13 protein-coding genes are annotated in these 16,786 nt (G+C 67.9%); 6 read left to right on the top strand and 7 right to left on the bottom strand.

Annotation, left to right across the window (positions count from 1 at the left end; all coding sequences use genetic code 11):
- Window positions 1–61 precede the first annotated feature (61 nt).
- Window positions 62–1,273, bottom strand: coding sequence for an acyl-CoA dehydrogenase family protein (locus CJ179_RS42320; protein ID WP_095865425.1), 1,212 nt, complete (start codon window positions 1,271–1,273; stop codon window positions 62–64).
- A 47-nt stretch (window positions 1,274–1,320) separates the two neighbouring features.
- Window positions 1,321–1,893: a flavin reductase family protein gene (locus CJ179_RS42315; RefSeq protein WP_218834911.1), complete on the bottom strand. Its 573-nt coding sequence runs from the start codon at window positions 1,891–1,893 to the stop codon at window positions 1,321–1,323.
- Between the two features lie 224 nt (window positions 1,894–2,117).
- Here CJ179_RS42315 and CJ179_RS42310 point away from each other — a divergent pair, with 224 nt between their 5' ends.
- Window positions 2,118–3,137, top strand: coding sequence for an AraC family transcriptional regulator (locus CJ179_RS42310; RefSeq protein ID WP_257016065.1), 1,020 nt, complete (start codon window positions 2,118–2,120; stop codon window positions 3,135–3,137).
- A 184-nt stretch (window positions 3,138–3,321) separates the two neighbouring features.
- Here the strand turns inward: CJ179_RS42310 and CJ179_RS42305 are convergent, their stop codons facing one another.
- From CJ179_RS42305 to CJ179_RS42285, 5 genes are all read right to left on the bottom strand, one after another.
- A complete protein-coding gene (locus CJ179_RS42305) occupies window positions 3,322–4,635 on the bottom strand; it encodes an MFS transporter (protein ID WP_095865423.1) in 1,314 nt (437 codons plus the stop codon).
- A gap of 67 nt (window positions 4,636–4,702) precedes the next feature.
- Entirely contained in the window at window positions 4,703–5,938 is a 1,236-nt protein-coding gene (locus CJ179_RS42300) for an alpha/beta hydrolase (protein ID WP_095865422.1), read from the bottom strand.
- Window positions 5,935–6,180, bottom strand: coding sequence for a hypothetical protein (locus CJ179_RS42295; protein ID WP_072942636.1), 246 nt, complete (start codon window positions 6,178–6,180; stop codon window positions 5,935–5,937). Before CJ179_RS42295 ends, CJ179_RS42300 begins: the two co-directional genes overlap by 4 nt.
- Window positions 6,177–6,821 (bottom strand): VOC family protein, encoded by a 645-nt coding sequence (locus tag CJ179_RS42290; RefSeq protein WP_095865678.1) that lies wholly within the window; start codon window positions 6,819–6,821, stop codon window positions 6,177–6,179. Before CJ179_RS42290 ends, CJ179_RS42295 begins: the two co-directional genes overlap by 4 nt.
- Window positions 6,822–6,844: 23 nt before the next feature.
- Entirely contained in the window at window positions 6,845–7,603 is a 759-nt protein-coding gene (locus tag CJ179_RS42285; protein ID WP_072942635.1) for a maleate cis-trans isomerase, read from the bottom strand.
- A 277-nt stretch (window positions 7,604–7,880) separates the two neighbouring features.
- On the opposite strand from CJ179_RS42285, the gene CJ179_RS42280 reads away from it, so the two are divergent.
- From CJ179_RS42280 to CJ179_RS42260, 5 genes are all read left to right on the top strand, one after another.
- Window positions 7,881–9,983 (top strand): hydantoinase/oxoprolinase family protein, encoded by a 2,103-nt coding sequence (locus tag CJ179_RS42280; RefSeq protein WP_072942633.1) that lies wholly within the window; start codon window positions 7,881–7,883, stop codon window positions 9,981–9,983.
- A gap of 12 nt (window positions 9,984–9,995) precedes the next feature.
- A complete protein-coding gene (locus CJ179_RS42275) occupies window positions 9,996–12,320 on the top strand; it encodes a hydantoinase B/oxoprolinase family protein (RefSeq protein WP_072942631.1) in 2,325 nt (774 codons plus the stop codon).
- Between the two features lie 40 nt (window positions 12,321–12,360).
- Complete coding sequence (locus CJ179_RS42270) at window positions 12,361–14,058, top strand: (2,3-dihydroxybenzoyl)adenylate synthase (protein ID WP_072942630.1); 1,698 nt, start codon at window positions 12,361–12,363, stop codon at window positions 14,056–14,058.
- A gap of 158 nt (window positions 14,059–14,216) precedes the next feature.
- A complete protein-coding gene (locus CJ179_RS42265; protein WP_095865421.1) occupies window positions 14,217–15,800 on the top strand; it encodes an FAD-dependent monooxygenase in 1,584 nt (527 codons plus the stop codon).
- Between the two features lie 38 nt (window positions 15,801–15,838).
- Complete coding sequence (locus CJ179_RS42260; RefSeq protein WP_179377890.1) at window positions 15,839–16,639, top strand: TetR/AcrR family transcriptional regulator; 801 nt, start codon at window positions 15,839–15,841, stop codon at window positions 16,637–16,639.
- The last annotated feature ends 147 nt before the right edge of the window (window positions 16,640–16,786 follow it).

Genomic DNA, 16,786 nt, shown 5'->3' with positions numbered 1-16,786 from the left:
AGTGCTGAGCGGAACATCTTTTGGCCACAGCAATTGGTGGACGAGGGATTGCTCCGCGTGCTCAGATCAGCGGTGTGATCCGTTCCTCGACACCGAGAAGCGCTTTCCCGTACGACTCGAACGCCACCGCCGGGGCGACGACGGCATGGCGGGCGGCGGTGGAGGAGTCCCGCCAAATCCGCTGGAGGGGATTGACGTCGGCGAAACTGCCGGCACCGTGCGCACTGAGCAGGATGTTGATTGCCTTGACGATGCTCTCGGCGACGAGGCCGGTATCGGCGCGCAGCCGGGCGCGTTGCGTGAAGTCCGGGTAGGTGCCGGTTGCTGCCGCGGTGTCGATGTCGTCCGCCGCCCGGTACGCGTGCAAATGGGCGGTGTCGATCAACATCGCGGCCTCGGCGACTTGCAACTGAAAGGCGACAGAGTCGGACTGCGCAGTGAAGTAGGTGTAGGCGATCGGCTTGTTCGCCTTGGCCTGCACGAGCTGCAGGGCGGCTCGCCCCAAACCGAGCTGGGGCCCGACCAGGACGAGCGCGAGAATCGGGACGAATGCGGAACGGTAGAAGGGCTCGTCGGCCAGATTCTCCGACGGGTACGTTCCCTCGATCGCCGGCGGTACCGCCATCACGCGGTGGTCGGGCACGAACACATCCGTCGCCACCAGGCAATTGCTGCCGGAGGATTTCATGCCTGCGACGAACCACGTGTCCTCGAGCTGCATCTCGCTCGTCGGGATGAGAGCGAGCCCCTGATCGATGACCTCACCGGCGTCGTTGGTGATCGGGATCCCCAGGACCGCCCAGGTGGCATGCCAGGATCCCGAGTTGTAGTACCAGCGGCCGGTGACCCGGTAGCCACCGTCGACCCGGGTGGTCTCCGACGTCGGTGTCAGAACACCGGACACCTTCGCGTCCGGGTCCGCGCCGAACACCTCGTCCTGAGCGCGGGTCGGGAACAACCCGGTCAGCCAGGCACACACGTTGGTCAGCGTCAGCACCCACGCGGTGCCCCCGTCGGACTCGGCAACCGCGGCGGAGACATCGAGCATGGTGCGCATCGAGGTCTCATAACCGCCGTACCGCTTCGGTACCGCGAGCTTGAACAGCCCGGCATCGGTCATCGCCTGGATCGATTCCTCGACGACGCGGCGGTTGCGCTCACCCTCGGCGGCGTTCTTCGTCAAGATGGGCGCGATCTCGCGGACACGACCGACGAGGTCGGTTGCGGTGGGGACAGATGCGCTGGAGCTAGCGCGTTCGGTGACGGTTGTCATGATGGAACCTTTCAGAAAATGGGGTAGATGCAGGCAGGAAGGCTGATTCAGCTCGACGCGCAGGCGGCAATCTGGTCGACGATCGGTCGGCGGGGACGTTCGGCGTAGCGGGAATGGGTGCCGAAGGTGCGGTGCGCGTACACCAGCGGAGGCAACTCCGCCTTACTGACCTTGGTGACCAGGCCGAACAGCAGCAGATGGTCACCACCCTCGACGGTGTCGTACAACTCGCAGGCGACCCAGCCGGCGGCGCCGTCGATGCGTGGCAGGCCGGTGTCGTGATACCAGGGGGTGCTGTTGAATCGCTCGGCGCCGGCACCGCGGCTGGCGAACACCATCGCAAGATCGTCCTGTCCGTGCCCGAGCAGGTTGATCCCGAAGCGGCCACTGGATCGGATGCGCTGCAATAGCGCGGATCGACGATCGAAGGCGACCGTGATCAGCGGCGGGTCCTGCGACAGTGCGGCGAACGAGCTGGCAGTAGCTCCATGAGGGCCGTCGTCGTCGGCAGTCGTCACGATCGTCACCGGTGCGCAGACCCGGGACATCAGATCCCGGAAGTTCTTCGGGTCGATGCCAGCGGCGGATGCGGTCGGCTCACGGCCAGGTGCGGTAGTCATGTGAGTGCTCCTCGGTGGGGTGGCTCGCAACACCACGCAAGAAGGTCTGTTGCGTAGGTCACTCTGTCGTGCTAAATCCGACGGTAGAGGTGCGTGCGGCGGGCGGAAATCCCCTTTCGGAGAGGGCCTGGCCGCTTTGCGAACCCACACCCAGGTGCCGACGCGGACGCCTTCGGAACCCGGCGCCGAGGGTGCTCGAACAGTGAGAAAAGGACGTAATGCGTGTGATCGATCCTCAGGACCCACCGGACACGGCGCCGGTCTTCCCGGTCGAGCTGCCGGGCGGCACGGTGTACCGATCGGACGATCTCGACGTCTACCGGGCCGGCGTCAACAGTGTTTTCTACCCCGCTCGCCTCGACCTGGTCAGGCCGCATACACACCTGACGCACGCACGGCTCTCCGCCGTGCGACTGAGCCACCTCACCCTGGGAATCGTGCACTTCGGCGCCGAGGTACTCATCGACCCCGGCGATGTGGGTGGCTACCACATCAACATCCCCCTGTCCGGGGCAGTGGATTCCCGATGCGGTGCGCAGCAGATCATCGCTACCCCAGGACATGCCGCCGTCTTCACCCCGAACGAGCACACCATCCTGCCCTCGTGGAGCGCCGATGCCACCCAGATCTGCATCAAGATCGACCGCGGAACACTCGAAACCGAACTCACCCACATCCTGGGGCGGCCCCTCGATCGGCGAGTGAAGTTCGACATCGGTCTCGACCTGACCACGTCACCGGGACGCCGGTGGTGGTCGACACTGCAGATTCTCGTCGACACCATCAACGACCCCGGCCCGATCCCCCGTCGGGTCCTCGCCGCCCAGGTCGACCTCCTCGAACGCGCCCTCATCACCGGGTTGCTGCTCAACCACAGCCACTCCCTGACCGAAGCACTCCACGCCGACGACACCCCGGAGAATCCGAGGGCATTGCAGAAGGTCGTCGAACTGATCGAGAGCACCCCCGGCGCCCAGCACACCATCACCGACCTGGCTCGCGTATCCGGTGTGGGCGCACGCCAATTACAAAAACTCTTCCGGGACCGATACGACATGAGCCCCTCGGTGTACGTGCGCAGTGTCCGCCTCGAACGCGTGCGGTCCGACCTTCTGACCGCCACCGACGACACGGCCACCGTCAGCGACATCGCCTACCGATGGGGTTTCAACCACCTCGGCCGGTTCGCCCGGTTCTACCAGCAAAAGTTCGGCGAACCGCCCTCCCACACACTGCGCCGATGAACGCCACGCGGATTTCCAGTCGGAACTCAGGGAATCCCTCAGTTTCGAGCGAAATTGCGGACAAGTCCTGTCAGCTTCCGACTTGAATGGCGTGGCGGCTTCGTGTTCGAGCTGACGGGTTCGATGGATCGCATCAGTCGCCAACCGTGGCGCGCGGCAACGAATCCGGAAATCGCGCCGAGGGTCATCGCACAGCTTCGCGGTCGGTGGGGTCGGTGGCCGACACGGCCGGTGTCGGGTTCACGTCGTCCCTTCGCAGTGGTACGAGTGCGGCCAGTGCTGCGCCCACGACGGCCGGGGCGGCGAAGGCCAGCAGCTGCCAGGTGGTGCCCGCTCCGACGGCGACGAAGAAGCCGCCGTACGTCGGTCCGATGATCGCCCCGATGCGTCCGACTCCGAGTGCCATTCCGATGCCGGTCGTCCGGCATGCCGCGGGGTAGTGACCGCCGATGAACGTGTTGAGCAGGATCTGGGTTCCGGTGGTGCCGACGCCGGCGAGCAGCACCAGCAGGTAGACGACGGCGATGGGCGGACCGGTGGCGATCAGGATCAGTGAGACTGCGGCGCAGAGGAATCCGAGTGCGGTGACGGGTTTGATCCCGTACCGGTCGGCGAGTGCGGCGCCGCCGAGGGCTCCGACTGCGCCGCCGACGTTCAGGGTCAGCAGGAAGGACAGCGCGGCCCCCAGTGGATATCCGGCCGACTTCATCAGGGCGGGCAGCCACGTCGCGACACCGAAGAGCACCAGCAGACACACGAGGGTCATGCCCCAGAACAGCAGTGTCGCGGTCGTCCGTTCGCTGCCGAACAGTGCACGCAGTCGGTGTTCGGAGTGCGGACCGGTCGAGGTGGCGGGCTCGGGTTCGAGCCCGTACCGGGCGGCGATCGCCGTGGCCGGGGTGGTGCGGCCGCGGGCGGTCAGGTATGCGGGCGATTCGGGGAGATACCGGAGCATCAGGGGCAGGAACAGCAGTGCCGGAACCAGCCCGGCCACGAACATCGCCCGGAATCCGAACGTGGGCACGAGCCACAGCGACAGCACACCGGCCAGAATTCCGCCGATGCTGGTGCCGACGAATCCCATCGCGACCGAGCGTGCCCGGGTTCGACTGTGGGAGAACTCGATCAAGGTGGAGGCAGCGGTCGGCATGAGGACGCCGGCGCCGACTCCGACCGCCATCCGGCCGACACCGAATACCGCCGGGGTGGGCGCGAGTGCGCAGACACCCATCGCGGCGGAGAACACCAGGACCGCGGCGAGGAGGGTGCGGCGGCGGCCCCAGCGGTCGGCGACGCCGGCGGCGACCAGCGCGCCGACGAGCATTCCCACGCCGGTGAGGGAGCCGAGCATGCCGACGTCGGTGGCGTCGAGTTGCCAGGGCGCGTACGCGAGGAGGGAGGGAACGACGGTGCCGTACATCAGCAGGTCGTACCCCTCGAGGACCAGCGCCAACAGGCAGAGACTGATGACGGGGGCGGTGGTGGGGCGGGCAGTCATGTGTACTCCGCTCGACCGGGTGCCCGACGACCGCGACGCGGTATCGGGTGTCCGGATGTAAAGGGGGTCAGGAGAATCGGTCGGACAGCCAGGCGCCGATGTCGGCCGCGGCGAGGGCTGCCCCGGTGGGTGCGCCCTCGGCGATGGGTCCGCCGAAGTGGGTGCCGGCGACCCGGACGTGGGTCTTGTCCGCCGACCCGAGGGCATCGCACATGGTTTTGGCGTCGTCGGGGAAGCAGGCCTGGTCGGCGGTGAGTTCGACGAACAGGGCGGGGGCGGTCACGGCGGGCGCGCAGCGCAGGAAGTCGGCGTTGGTGCTGAGTCCGGACCACGTCGACAGCCAGGCATCGGGGGTGGCGAAGCGGCCGAAGCCGACGAGACCGTAGTTGGTCAGATCCGGCCGCCGGCCGAACAGCGACCCGTAGGGGCGCTCGTTGGGGCTCAGGGACAGGTCGGTGAACCGCAGGTCCGCGTCGGTGCGGTAGACGGTGAGGACGCGGGGCACGAGCGCGGCGCGTCGGTCGGCCGGTTCGGCGGTGCCCCTGTACCGGCGACGCGCGTCGGCGGCCTCGTCGACACGCTGCCGGGCGATCTCGTCGAGGCGGGCGACGCGGTCGTGCTGCGCTGCCCGGTAGCGGGTGACGAACTCGGGTGCATACGCCGAACTGTGTGGGGGTTCGGCGAATCCGTTGGCGGGATCGAACGGATTCAGCTTGGGATCGGCCGTCAACGGATCGGATTCGTCGACGACGGACGGGTCGATCAACCGGAGCAGCAGGGCGCCCTGCCCGGGGTGCGGGGCCATGAACACCGCGCCGTCGGGCAGCGGCATCTGTGCCCCGGCCAGATCGATCGGTCGTCCGGCGGGAGTGTGGGCCAACCGCTCCGCCCCGGGCAGACCGGCCTGCTGGTGATAGAACGCGAACAAGGTGCCGCCGCCCGAGTGCCCCAGGGTGACGACGTGCTCGAAACTCTTCTCGCGCAAGAAGACCTGACCGGCCGCCGCATCGAGCAGAGCCTGCTCGTGCACCAGGGCGACGTCGTTGTTGACCGAGCGGGTGCCCTGCGTCCACACCGCGTAACCGCGGGCGAGCAGTTCGGGCACAAGCACGTGGTGCGTCAGGTCCTGGCGGGGGTGCATGAGTGCGACGACGGTACGGGCGCCGGGGACGACCCGCAGCACACCGGTGGTTTTCGCCCCGTCCGCGGTCGCGAGTTCGTGCACCGACGTGACGGTGCTGTCCGGCGCCTGCGCGGCGTCGATGTACCGGCCGGCGCCGAGCCGCCGGGTGTCCGCGCTCATCGCGGCTCGATCCGCATGGCGTCCTTGTCCCACTGGGTGATCCGGGACTGCGCCAGTCCGGCGACGCTGCTGTACCAGACGGCGTGACGGCAGCCGGTGGTCCGCCGGTCGATGACGATGTCGGAGTCGGACACGATCCGGAAGTAGGGTCCGACGTGGTCGACGGTGACCGCCGGATCACGGCCCGCGACCTCCGCGACCGCAGTGTTCTCGGGGACGTCGAGGACGAACAGGGTGGTCATCGGGTCGCCATCTCCTTCGATTCCTGTTGCTGTTGCCAGGCGGCGGCGCGTTCGGTGATCAGTTCTGCCTTGCGGGTCAGCAGGGCGTCCATGCTGGGGTCGGGCCCGGTCGCCACGTCGACGAGGGCGTCGATGGTGAGGTTGGCGTCGAGGTCTTCCTGCGGGGTGACCGGGCGCAGCGCCCGGGTGATCTCGATCATGTAGCCGTTGGGGTCGTGGGTGTAGATCGACTCGATCGTCTCGTGCTGGATCTGCATCTCCACCGGCCACGCGCTGCCGTCGAGGCGGTGGCGGTATTCCATCAGGTCGTCCTCGCTGTCGACGTGGATGGCGAGGTGCCGGGAGCGGATGAAGAAGATCGGGACGTCCTCGGCGAAGCGGGAGTACGAGTCACCCTGCGGTCCGCCGTCGAAGGGTTCGAGACCGAAGTAGTAGAAGAAGGCCAGCCGGTCGTCGTTGCCGATGTCGAAGAAGAAGTGGATGAAGTCGGGGTGCTTCTCCGGTCCCCACCCGGCCGCGCAGATCGAGTGGACGACCGGGAACCCGAGCACGTCGCGGTAGAACTTGACGGTGCCGGCCGGATCGAAGGTCGGATAGGCGACGTGATCGACGCCTTTGACGGTGTGCTGCAGTTCGGACATGGTGAACTCCAAGGGGTTCGGGGTTACTGACGGGCGGCGGCCGGTGCGTCTGCGCGGAGCAGACTGCCGGCGCCGGGGATGTCGACGGTGAGGTCGAGGGCGCGCAGCAGGCTGTAGGCGCCGGCGGTGGCGGCGGAGAGGACGGGCAACCCGAACTCGTCCTCGGCGGCCTGCACCAGGGGAAGCGAGGGCATCTGCACGCAGGCGGAGATCACGAGTGCGTCCACGCCCTGCAGGTCCAGGGATCGGGCGGCGTCCATCACCCGGTCGCCGGGGATGCATCCGACCTCGGCGTTGTCGGCGACCTCGAGTGCGCGCCAGTCGTGGACCTGGATGCCTTCGGCCTCGATATACGCGACGACCTGCTCCGCGAGGGGGCGCAGGTAGGGGGTGACGAGCGCGATGCGCTCGGCCCCGATCGCCCGGAGCGCTTCGATCAGCGCGCCGGCACTCGAGCGGACCGCCGCCTCGGAGCCGCCGGTGGCGAGTTGTTCGGCGACCAGCCCTTCGACGCGCTGATGCTCACCCGGTCCGACCGACATCAGCGCGACCAGGCAGGCGTAGAGGACGGCGTCGACTCCGGCGTCGCCGAGTTCGAGAATGCACCGCTCACGCTGGGCATTCATCGCCCGCAGTTGCTCGGGCGAGACGGCCTGCATGCGCATCCGGCTCGAGTGGAACGAGAACTGTGCGTCGGCGTGCTGACCGAGCAGCGCCGGCATCTCCGTCTCGACGGTCACATTGGAACTCGGGACGACGAGTCCGATGCGATGAATCCCCATGGTGTGCCCTTCTGATGTCGAATTGTCGCGAAGCGGGGGAGTGAGCACCCCGGCGCGCGGTGATTTACGCTCATGCCGAGTATTCGACGTTCGCGACAATTCGTCAAGCCCCCACGTCCGGGCCCGTAGGCAGCGCCCGGGACGTGACTGCTCTCACAGCCTGCTCTTGACATGTCATCAGACACGTCGAATACTCGACATTGACGTAAGACGGTGTTGGAGGACGACCTCGCACCGGTCGGGAACTTCCACCTCATTTCGAAGGAGCGCAGAGGTAATGGCATATGTGATCGGAGTGGACGTCGGTGGCACGTTCACGGATGCGGTATTGGACGACAATGCCGGCACAGTTCTCGCCGCGAAGGCTCCCTCGACCCCGCCGGACTATTCGCAGGGCGTGATCGACGTCCTCGACGTGCTCGCCGAGCAACTGGGGTGTCCGGTCGAGGAGATGCTGGCGAACACACACCACATCGCGCACGGGACCACGTCCTCGCTCAATGCCCTGGTCATGGGGAACGTGCCGCCGGTGGGGTTCCTCACCACCAAGGGTCACCGCGACTCGATCTACATCATGAACGTCGAGGGGCGGTATCTGGGCAGCTCCCCGGAGCAGCTGCAGAACGTGATGGGGCAGAGCAAGTCTCACGGCCTGGTACCGAAGAAGCATGCCCTCGAGGTGACGGAGCGCCTGGACCGCGACGGCAACATCGTCGTGGCACTGGACGAGGATTCCGCCCGCGAGGCGATTCACGCCCTCGTCGACGACGGAGTGTCGGGCATCGCGGTCTCGCTGCTCTGGTCGTTCCGCAACCCGGCGCACGAGCAGCGGATCCGCGAACTCGTCCACGAGATCGACCCGACGATGTTCGTGTCCCTGTCGAGTGAGGTGAGCCCGCGTATCCGCGAGTTCGCCCGCAACGCGACCACCATCATGAGCACCCAGATCGGCCCCGGGCTGCGGGACTACCTCGGCGAACTGGAGACGAAGCTGCGTGACCGGAAGCTCGCCGGACCGCTGCTGGTGATGCAGAGCAACGGCGGCGCCGTCGCCGCCGCCGAGGCGCCGAAGAACGCGATCAGCACCGTCGGATCGGTGCTCACCGGCGGCGTCGTCGGAGCGGTGTCGCTCGGCACCCAGCTCGGGCACCGCAACATCATCGCCACCGACGTCGGCGGCACCACCTTCCTCGTCGGACTCGTCGTCGACGGTGAGCCCGTGCGCGCGTCCAGCACGATCATCAACCATCACCCGATCAACGTCCCCACCCTCGAGGTGCACGCCATCGGATCCGGCGGCGGCGCGATCGCCTGGGTCGACCAGGGCGGCAACCTGCAGATCGGCCCGCACAGCGCGCAGGCCGTGCCCGGGCCTGCCTGCTACGGGCAGGGCGGCACCGAACCCACCAACGCCGACGCGAACCTGGTGCTCGGGATCCTGCCCGAACGCGGCCTTCTCGGTGGCCGCAAACCACTCGACAAAGAACTCGCACGGGAAGCGATCCGCACCAGGATCGCCGAACCCCTGGGCCTGTCGATCGAGGACGCCGCCGCCGCGATCTACGCGGTGCAGAACGCCCAGACCGGTGACCTGCTCCGCAAGACCGTGGTCGAGGCCGGACACGATCCTCGCGACTTCGTGCTCTACGCATTCGGCGGTGCCGGCCCAGCGCACTGCGCCGCCTACGCCCGCGAGGTCGGGGTCCGCGAGGTCGTCGTCCCGCTCGGCCAGGTGGCCTCCGCGTTCTCCGCCTACGGTCTGGCGTCGTCGAACATCGTGCTCGCCGCCGAGCTGTCGGACCCGGCCGCGATGCCACTCGATCCCGTCCGGGCCGAACGCAACTTCGACCAGCTCGAGCACCAGGTCCGGGCAGCGCTCGACCGGCAGGGGCTGAAGTTCACCGGCGTGGAGGTCGAACGGGAAATCGACATGCGCTACACCATGCAGCTGGCGGAAGTGGCGACACCGGTGCCGGCCGGAAGCCTCGACGCCGAGGGAGTCGCCCGGGCGTCGGACCTGTTCGAGCAGCGCTACGCCGAACTCTACGGACAGGACAGCGGATTCCGGGAGGCCGGGATCCAGGCGATCACCTACCGGGTGCGCGTCACCGGCGTCCTGCCCTTCTCCCCCACCCTGCCCGAACTGAAATCCGCGGACTCGGCCGACGCGTCCGCCGCAAAGATCGGCACCCGCAAGGTGTGCCTGGACGGGCGGATCGGCTACACCGACACCGACGTCTACGACTACAGCAAACTGCTCGCCGGACACGTCCTCCAGGGCCCCGCGATCGTCGAGGTCCCCACCACGACGGTCGTCGTCCCGCACGAGACCACCGGCACCGTCGACCGCCTCGGCAACCTCAACATCGTCGCCCAGTAGGAGCACCCGAAGATGACCATGCAAATCCCCGGCGCCGAAATTTTCTCGAGCCGACCGATCGACCCCGACGAACTCTCACGCTCACTGCCGCCGTCGCTGCCCGTCCACAGCGTCACCCAGGAGCAGATCGACGAACTCGACCCGCTGACCTACGAGGTCATCCGGCACCGGCTGTGGTCGGTCACCGACGAGATGGGCGAGGCCCTCAAACGGATGTCCGGCTCCCCCATCGTCACCGACGCGAACGACTTCGACTTCGCGATCAGCGACGAGATCGGCCAGGAAGTCCAGGTCGGCCTGTACAACACGATGCTCGTCGGCGCCGTCGACCTCGCCATCTACTGGACCCTCCGGCACCGCGCCACCAACCCGGGCATCACCGAGGGCGACATGTTCCTGTGCAACGACCCGTGGGTCGGGGGCGGCCTGCACCAGAGCGACGTGATCGTCTACCAGCCGGTCTTCTACGACGGCAAGCTGTTCGGGTGGACCAGCGCCATCTGCCACGAACCCGACCTCGGCGGGTCCGGGCTCGGTTCGTTCGACCCGTCGGCGAAGGACGTCTTCTCCGAGTCGTTGCCCACCCCGCCGATCAAGGTGGTCCGCGACTACGAACTGCAGCGCGACGTCGCCGACGCCTGGGTGCGGCGGTCGCGGGTGCCGATGCTCGTCGGCCTCGACCTGCGCGCGAAGATCGGCGCCAACACCGTCGGTCGCAACCGTCTGCTCGCGGTGATCGAGCAGTACGGCGCCGACACCGTCAAGGCCGTGATGAAGCGGATGATGGCGGACGCCGAGGGGCGTCTGCGCGGCAAACTCGACTCGTTGCCGGACGGCACGTGGAAGGCCACCGGCTACCAGGACCAGTCCCATACCGGTGACCGCGGAATTCACAAGATCACCGTGGCGATGACGAAGACCGCGGACCATCTCACCTTCGACTTCACCGGCACCGATCCGCAGACCGGTGTCATCAACTGCACGTACGCCGGCATGCGGGGCGGCGTGATGCTCGCCCTCCTGCCGATCCTCGCGGGTGACATCCCGTGGTCCGCCGGCGGGCTGATGCGCTGCTTCGATCTGGTCTCGGAAGAGGGCACGATCAACAACGCCACGTTCCCCGCCGCGGTCAGCCGCGGACCGATCGGACCGGCCTGGCTGACGGGCACGCTGATCGCCGAGTGCCTGTCCCAGATGCTCGACCGTTCCGTCGATCTCGGCAAGAGCGTTCAGGCCGCGTGCTGCGGCACGTGGGACACCGCGGTGATCGCCGGTCTCGATGAGCGGCCCGAGCAGTCGGTGCCGTTCCTGAACATCATGATGGAACCCATGTCCGGTGGGTACGGGGCCCGCCCGACCGCCGACGGCATGGACACCGGTGGCCTGTTCTGTATTCCGATGGGCCGGATCCCGGACACCGAGATGACCGAATTCCTCTACCCGCTGCTGACGCTGTGGCGCCGGGAGGAACCCGACTCCGGCGGGCCGGGACGCCAGCGCGGCGGTGTGAGTGCCTCGATCGCCGTCACCCCGTACGGCACCAGCCTGCCGATGGGATTGGTCCTGGCGTCCGCGGGCAAGGCCGTCGCCCAGAACAACGGACTCGCAGGCGGTTACCCCGGCAACACCGGGGTGGAAGTCCTCGCCCGCGACACCGGCGTGGTCGAGCAGTTCGCTGCCGGCCGCATCCCGGGCTCGCTGGACGACCTCGGCGGCGGTCGCGAATTCGGTGCCTGCTACGCCGAAAGCTATGTCGCCCCAGGCGAAGTGCTCTACATGCACTGGCAGGGCGGCGGCGGATACGGTGACCCCCTGCTGCGCGATCCGGCCGCGGTGGCCGCCGACGTCCGCGAGGGCAAGGTCACCGAGCACGGTGCCGAGACCGTCTACGGTGTCGTCCTCGCCGACGGTGACGCCGATGAGATCCGGACCTCGGATCGGCGGGACGCGATGCGCACAGAGCGCCGGAATCGCTCCGGAGGAACCCTGCCGGACGCCCCCGTGGTCGACCTCGCCGGGGCGCGCAGGCTCGACGACAACCTGGCCGAGGTCACCGTCGGAGACACCCGGGTGATCGCGTGCGCCCAGTGCGGACGCCTCCTCGGCGACGAGAAGAACAGCACCTCCCTCGATCTGGCGCGGTTCGAGGGCCCGTCGTCGACGGCCGGGCCGCAGGTCACGTCCGATCCGGCAGAGTACGTGGACGCCCCGGTCGTCTTCCGGCAGTTGTGCTGCCCCGGTTGCTGGACGGCCGTCTACTCCGGCATCGTGCCCGCCGATCACCCCGATCACGCCCTCGATGTGGCCCGGCTCCTGCCCGCGGTGGCGGAGCGGTGACTTTCCGGGTAATCGCACAATGGAGGGAAGGAGGACCGCGGTGACATTCTCGGACTGGGGCGGACGCCTCGTCACGTTCCCCGGCGACCGGGCCGCCCGCTATCGCGACAGCGGGGCGTGGAGCGACGACCCCACCGGGCGGCGGCTGCATCAGGTCGCCATCCGGTTCCCGGATCGGCCGGCGGTGATCAGCGCGGAAGGCTCGATGAGCTTCGCCGAGCTGGACAGGCGCACCGACGAGATCGCGGCCGGGCTGATCGGGCTCGGACTCCGCCGACTGGATCCGGTGATCTTTCAGCTGACCAATCGGCTCGAGACGGTCCTTGCGTGGTACGGATGCATCAAGGCCGGGCTGGTCCCGGTGGCCACCCTGGCCGCGCACCGCATGCACGAGATCGGGCACGTGAGCCGCACGGTCGGCGCCGTCGCCCACGTCGTGGAGGCCGGACTGCCCACGTTCGACCTCGTCGACTTCGCCCGTGAGCACGCCGACGGCCACCCCAGCATCCGGCACGTCATCACCGTCGGGGACGGGGCGGGCTCCGGCGGGCCGGACGTGATTCGACTCGAGGATCTCGGGGCCGGCGCCGATCCCGGTGCGGCCCGGGCCGCCGTCGAGGAGATCGAGGCGCACACCGATCCGCTCGACGTCGCCGCGTTCCAGCTGTCCGGGGGCACCACCGGTGTCCCCAAGGTCATTCCGCGGATCCACGCCGAGTACTGGAACAACGCCCGGATGTACGCGCAGCGGCTCGGATGGGACCAGGACAGCCGGGTGGCGCACCTGATTCCGATCATCCACAACGCCGGAATCTCGTGTGGGCTGCACGCGGCGCACTCGGTCGGCGCGTGCCTGGTGCTGGCCACCGCCGATGCGCCGACGGCCTTCGAGTTGATGGCGAAGGCGCAGGCGACCGAAGTCCTCATCGGACACGGCCACTACCAGGCGGTGCTGGGCCCGGACTTCGACAAGGCACGGGAGACGCTGCGTCGCGTCGTCCTGTCCGGTGCCAAGGTCCCCGCCGAATTGTTCGACCGCGTCGACGACGGTGCCGGCCACTGGGCGGGGCAGTTGTTCGGGATGTCCGAGGGACTGTTCACGGTGACCCCGCTCGACTCCCCCGCGCGGGCCCGCCTGACCACGGTGGGCACACCGATCGCCTCCGACGACGAAATTCGCATCCTCGAACCCGGCGGCGAGAGGGAACTCGCCGACGGTGAGGTGGGTGAATTGTGTTGCCGTGGGCCGTACACCATTCCCGGCTATTTCGACGCGGCCGACCACAACGCGGCCGCCTTCACTCCCGACGGCTTCTACCGCACCGGAGATCTCGCCGCGATCACCGTCGTCGACGGCGGGCGCTATCTGTCGATCGAGGGCCGCATCAAGGACCTTATCAACCGGGGCGGTGAGAAGGTCAACGCCGAGGAACTCGAACTACTCCTTCTCGAGCATTCCGGCATCGCGGATGTCGCGGTCGTCGCCATGCCCGATCCCCGCCTCGGGGAGAAGACGTGTGCGTATCTGATCGCGAGGGATGGGGAAGATGTGCCGCTCACCGAGATTCAGGAGCACCTCGCGAAACTCGGCGTCGCCAAGTTCAAGTGGCCGGAACGACTCGAGTGGGTACCCTCCCTGCCCCACACGAACGTGAACAAGATCGACAAGAAGCGGTTGCGTGCCGAGATCGCGGCGAAACTCCTCGCCGAGGCGGACGCGCCCCGCGCGGTCGTGTAGGGACCGCAGCGCGAATCGACTGCGGATCACCACTTTCGGGGCATGCCTGCACAGGTGTGCCCCGAAAGTCGTTCACCCCTATTCGTCGCCACTGGATTGACCAATCGACATATACGTAGAATAATCAACACAAACGTCACACAGACTGGAGTCAGCCCATGAACCTCGAGCGAGTCGCAGTGATCGGCGGCGGCCCCGGCGGTCTCTACGCCGCGAGACTGCTCAAGCGAAGCCACCCGGACGCCGAAGTGACCGTCTACGAACAGAGTTCTCCGGACACGACATTCGGATTCGGTGTCGGTCTGGCTTCCCGAACCCAGCGCAACCTCCGCGACGCCGACGCCGCGTCGCTGGACGCGATCGTGGCCGCCGCTCACCCGCACGAGATGTCGATGCAGGTCGGGAGCGAGGTCGCCCGGCTCGCGCACGGCGATCTCCTCGCGATCGCGCGCACGACGCTGCTCGCGGTGCTGCAACAGCACGCCCAGGATGCCGGCGTGCACCTGCGCTTCGGCGAACGGCGCGAGGCCGCAGATCTCGACGCGGACCTCGTCATCGCGGCGGACGGGATCAACAGCGCCACCCGCACGCAGCTCACCGACGAGTTCGAACCGCGAATCGACACCGGTGCCGGACTGTATCTGTGGTGCGGGACCGACTTCGCTCTCCCCAGCGCCATCTTCGTCCCGGTCATCACCGAACACGGCACGTTCGTCGCCCACGCCTACCCGTACGCGGCGGACCGCAGCACCTTCCTCATCGAAACCGATGAAGCCACCTGGCGGCGAGCCGGATTCGACGCGTCCACCGATCGCACCGCACCCCAGGACAGCGACGAGGTCTCACTGCAGTACCTCCAGGACGCGTTCGCGGAGACCCTGCAGCATCATCGGCTCATCGGAAACCGCACGAAGTGGATGCGGTTCCGCACCGTCGGCTGCACGCGCTGGCACAGTGGCAACGTCGTGCTCCTCGGCGACGCCGCCCATACCGCGCACTACTCGATCGGGTCCGGCACCAAACTCGCGATGGAGGACGCCATCGCGCTCGACCACGCCCTGACGAGCGCGGCGAACCTCGACGATGCCCTCACCGAATACGAGCGGATCCGTCGCCCCGCCGTCGAACACCTTCAGCAGATCGCCCACCGCAGCGAACTCTGGTGGGAATCGTTCCCGCAGCGCATGGACCTACCCGTCGACCAGCTGATGATCGCGTACATGACCCGGGCGGGAAAGGTCGGTCTGGACCGGTTCGCCGAGTCGGCGCCGACCGTCGTGTCCCAGGGCCTCGCGAGTTACGCGAGCCGGCCCGCCGGCACCGTGTCCCCCACCGACATCACGGACTGGATCCTCGCACAACCACTGGCCCACCACGGTGCGGACTTCGCCACCAGGATCGCGCCGGCAGACCTGCGCGACGCACCCACGACGGCGAAGCTCGACGTCGTATCGACCGCCGCCTGGGACGCAGAGGCCGACACCGTCGTCGACAACGCACCGCAGGCGGAGATCCTCTGGCTCACCGGACCGGACTCCCGCGTCGCCGTGCTGAACCGTCTCGACCTCGCCGAACGTCTACTCCGGGCCACTTCGGCGACCGTCGTCGTCGAGGCCCCCGAGACCCACCGCGCCGATGTGGCGGCCGGCCTGGCGAGCGCACGAGCGCACCTCGCGTTCTTCACCGAACCGGCGTCCGCGGAACCCGAGCCGATCATGTCCGGCACCGGAGCGCCGACATGACCGCGCGGACCGCTTCCGGCTCCCACTATCCTTCGGACATGACACGTGAGCAGGCCACGCCCAGCCGGCGAGGCCGCGGCAAGGCATCGGCAGGCCCGGCAGCGCAGACCTCCGAGGACAGCGCAGCCGGTCGCAATCCCCGCCGCGAGCTGGTCGAGAAGCAGATCATGGAGCAGGCCACCCGGTTGTTCGCCGAGCGGGGATTCGCCAGCACCACCCTGCAGGACATCGCCGACGCCACCGGTCTGACCCGGCCCGCCCTCTACCACTACGTTGCCAACAAGGACGAACTGCTCTCGCGGCTCGTCAGCGAGAGCACCGAGACTCCCGCCGCCCTGCTGCACGAGATCAACGAGCGCACCGAACTCGGCCCCACCGAGAAACTGCGCGAAATGGCGGTCGCCATCGCCATGCACCAAGGTGAGAACCCCGACCGGTTCAGGCTGATCATCCGATCCGAAGCGGAACTTCCGGAAGACATCGCGCGCAGGTACCAGCAGAGCCGACGGCACGTGCTGAAGGAATTCATCACCGTCATCGAAGACGGCATCAAAGCCGGCGAGATGCGTCCGGTCGATCCGCGGACTTCGGCACTCGGCATCATCGGCATGCTCAACTGGATCGCCTGGTGGCACCAGCCGGGGAAAGAGGACGACGACCGCGCCGTCGCCGCTCAACTCGCGGACATGGCACTGCGCGCCGTCGTTCACGAAGAGTCCACCCCGACCGGGCTCGAAGGACCCGCACGGGCGATCGCACTGCTCCGGCAGGACCTCAACTACCTCGAACGACTACTCGAGAGCACGCCGAAAAGCCCGAGCGACGACGCGGACGGCTGAGCAGCGACCCGTCTGGCAGAGCGCTGCGCCTTCGAGCGGTGCGGCGAGGCCGAGTGGCCGAGTCGGTTCATCAGCGTCTCGCCGGAAGGCATTCGGAGGAAGTCGATTTCGCTGCTCCGCCCGCGCCGCGGTGCAGGCCTCCGGATA

The organism is Rhodococcus sp. ACS1 (assembly GCF_002300155.1).
GTDB lineage: Bacteria > Actinomycetota > Actinomycetes > Mycobacteriales > Mycobacteriaceae > Rhodococcus_F > Rhodococcus_F koreensis.
The sequence above is the reverse complement of the archived record's forward strand: the minus strand, read 5'-3'. Positions and strand labels throughout refer to the sequence as shown.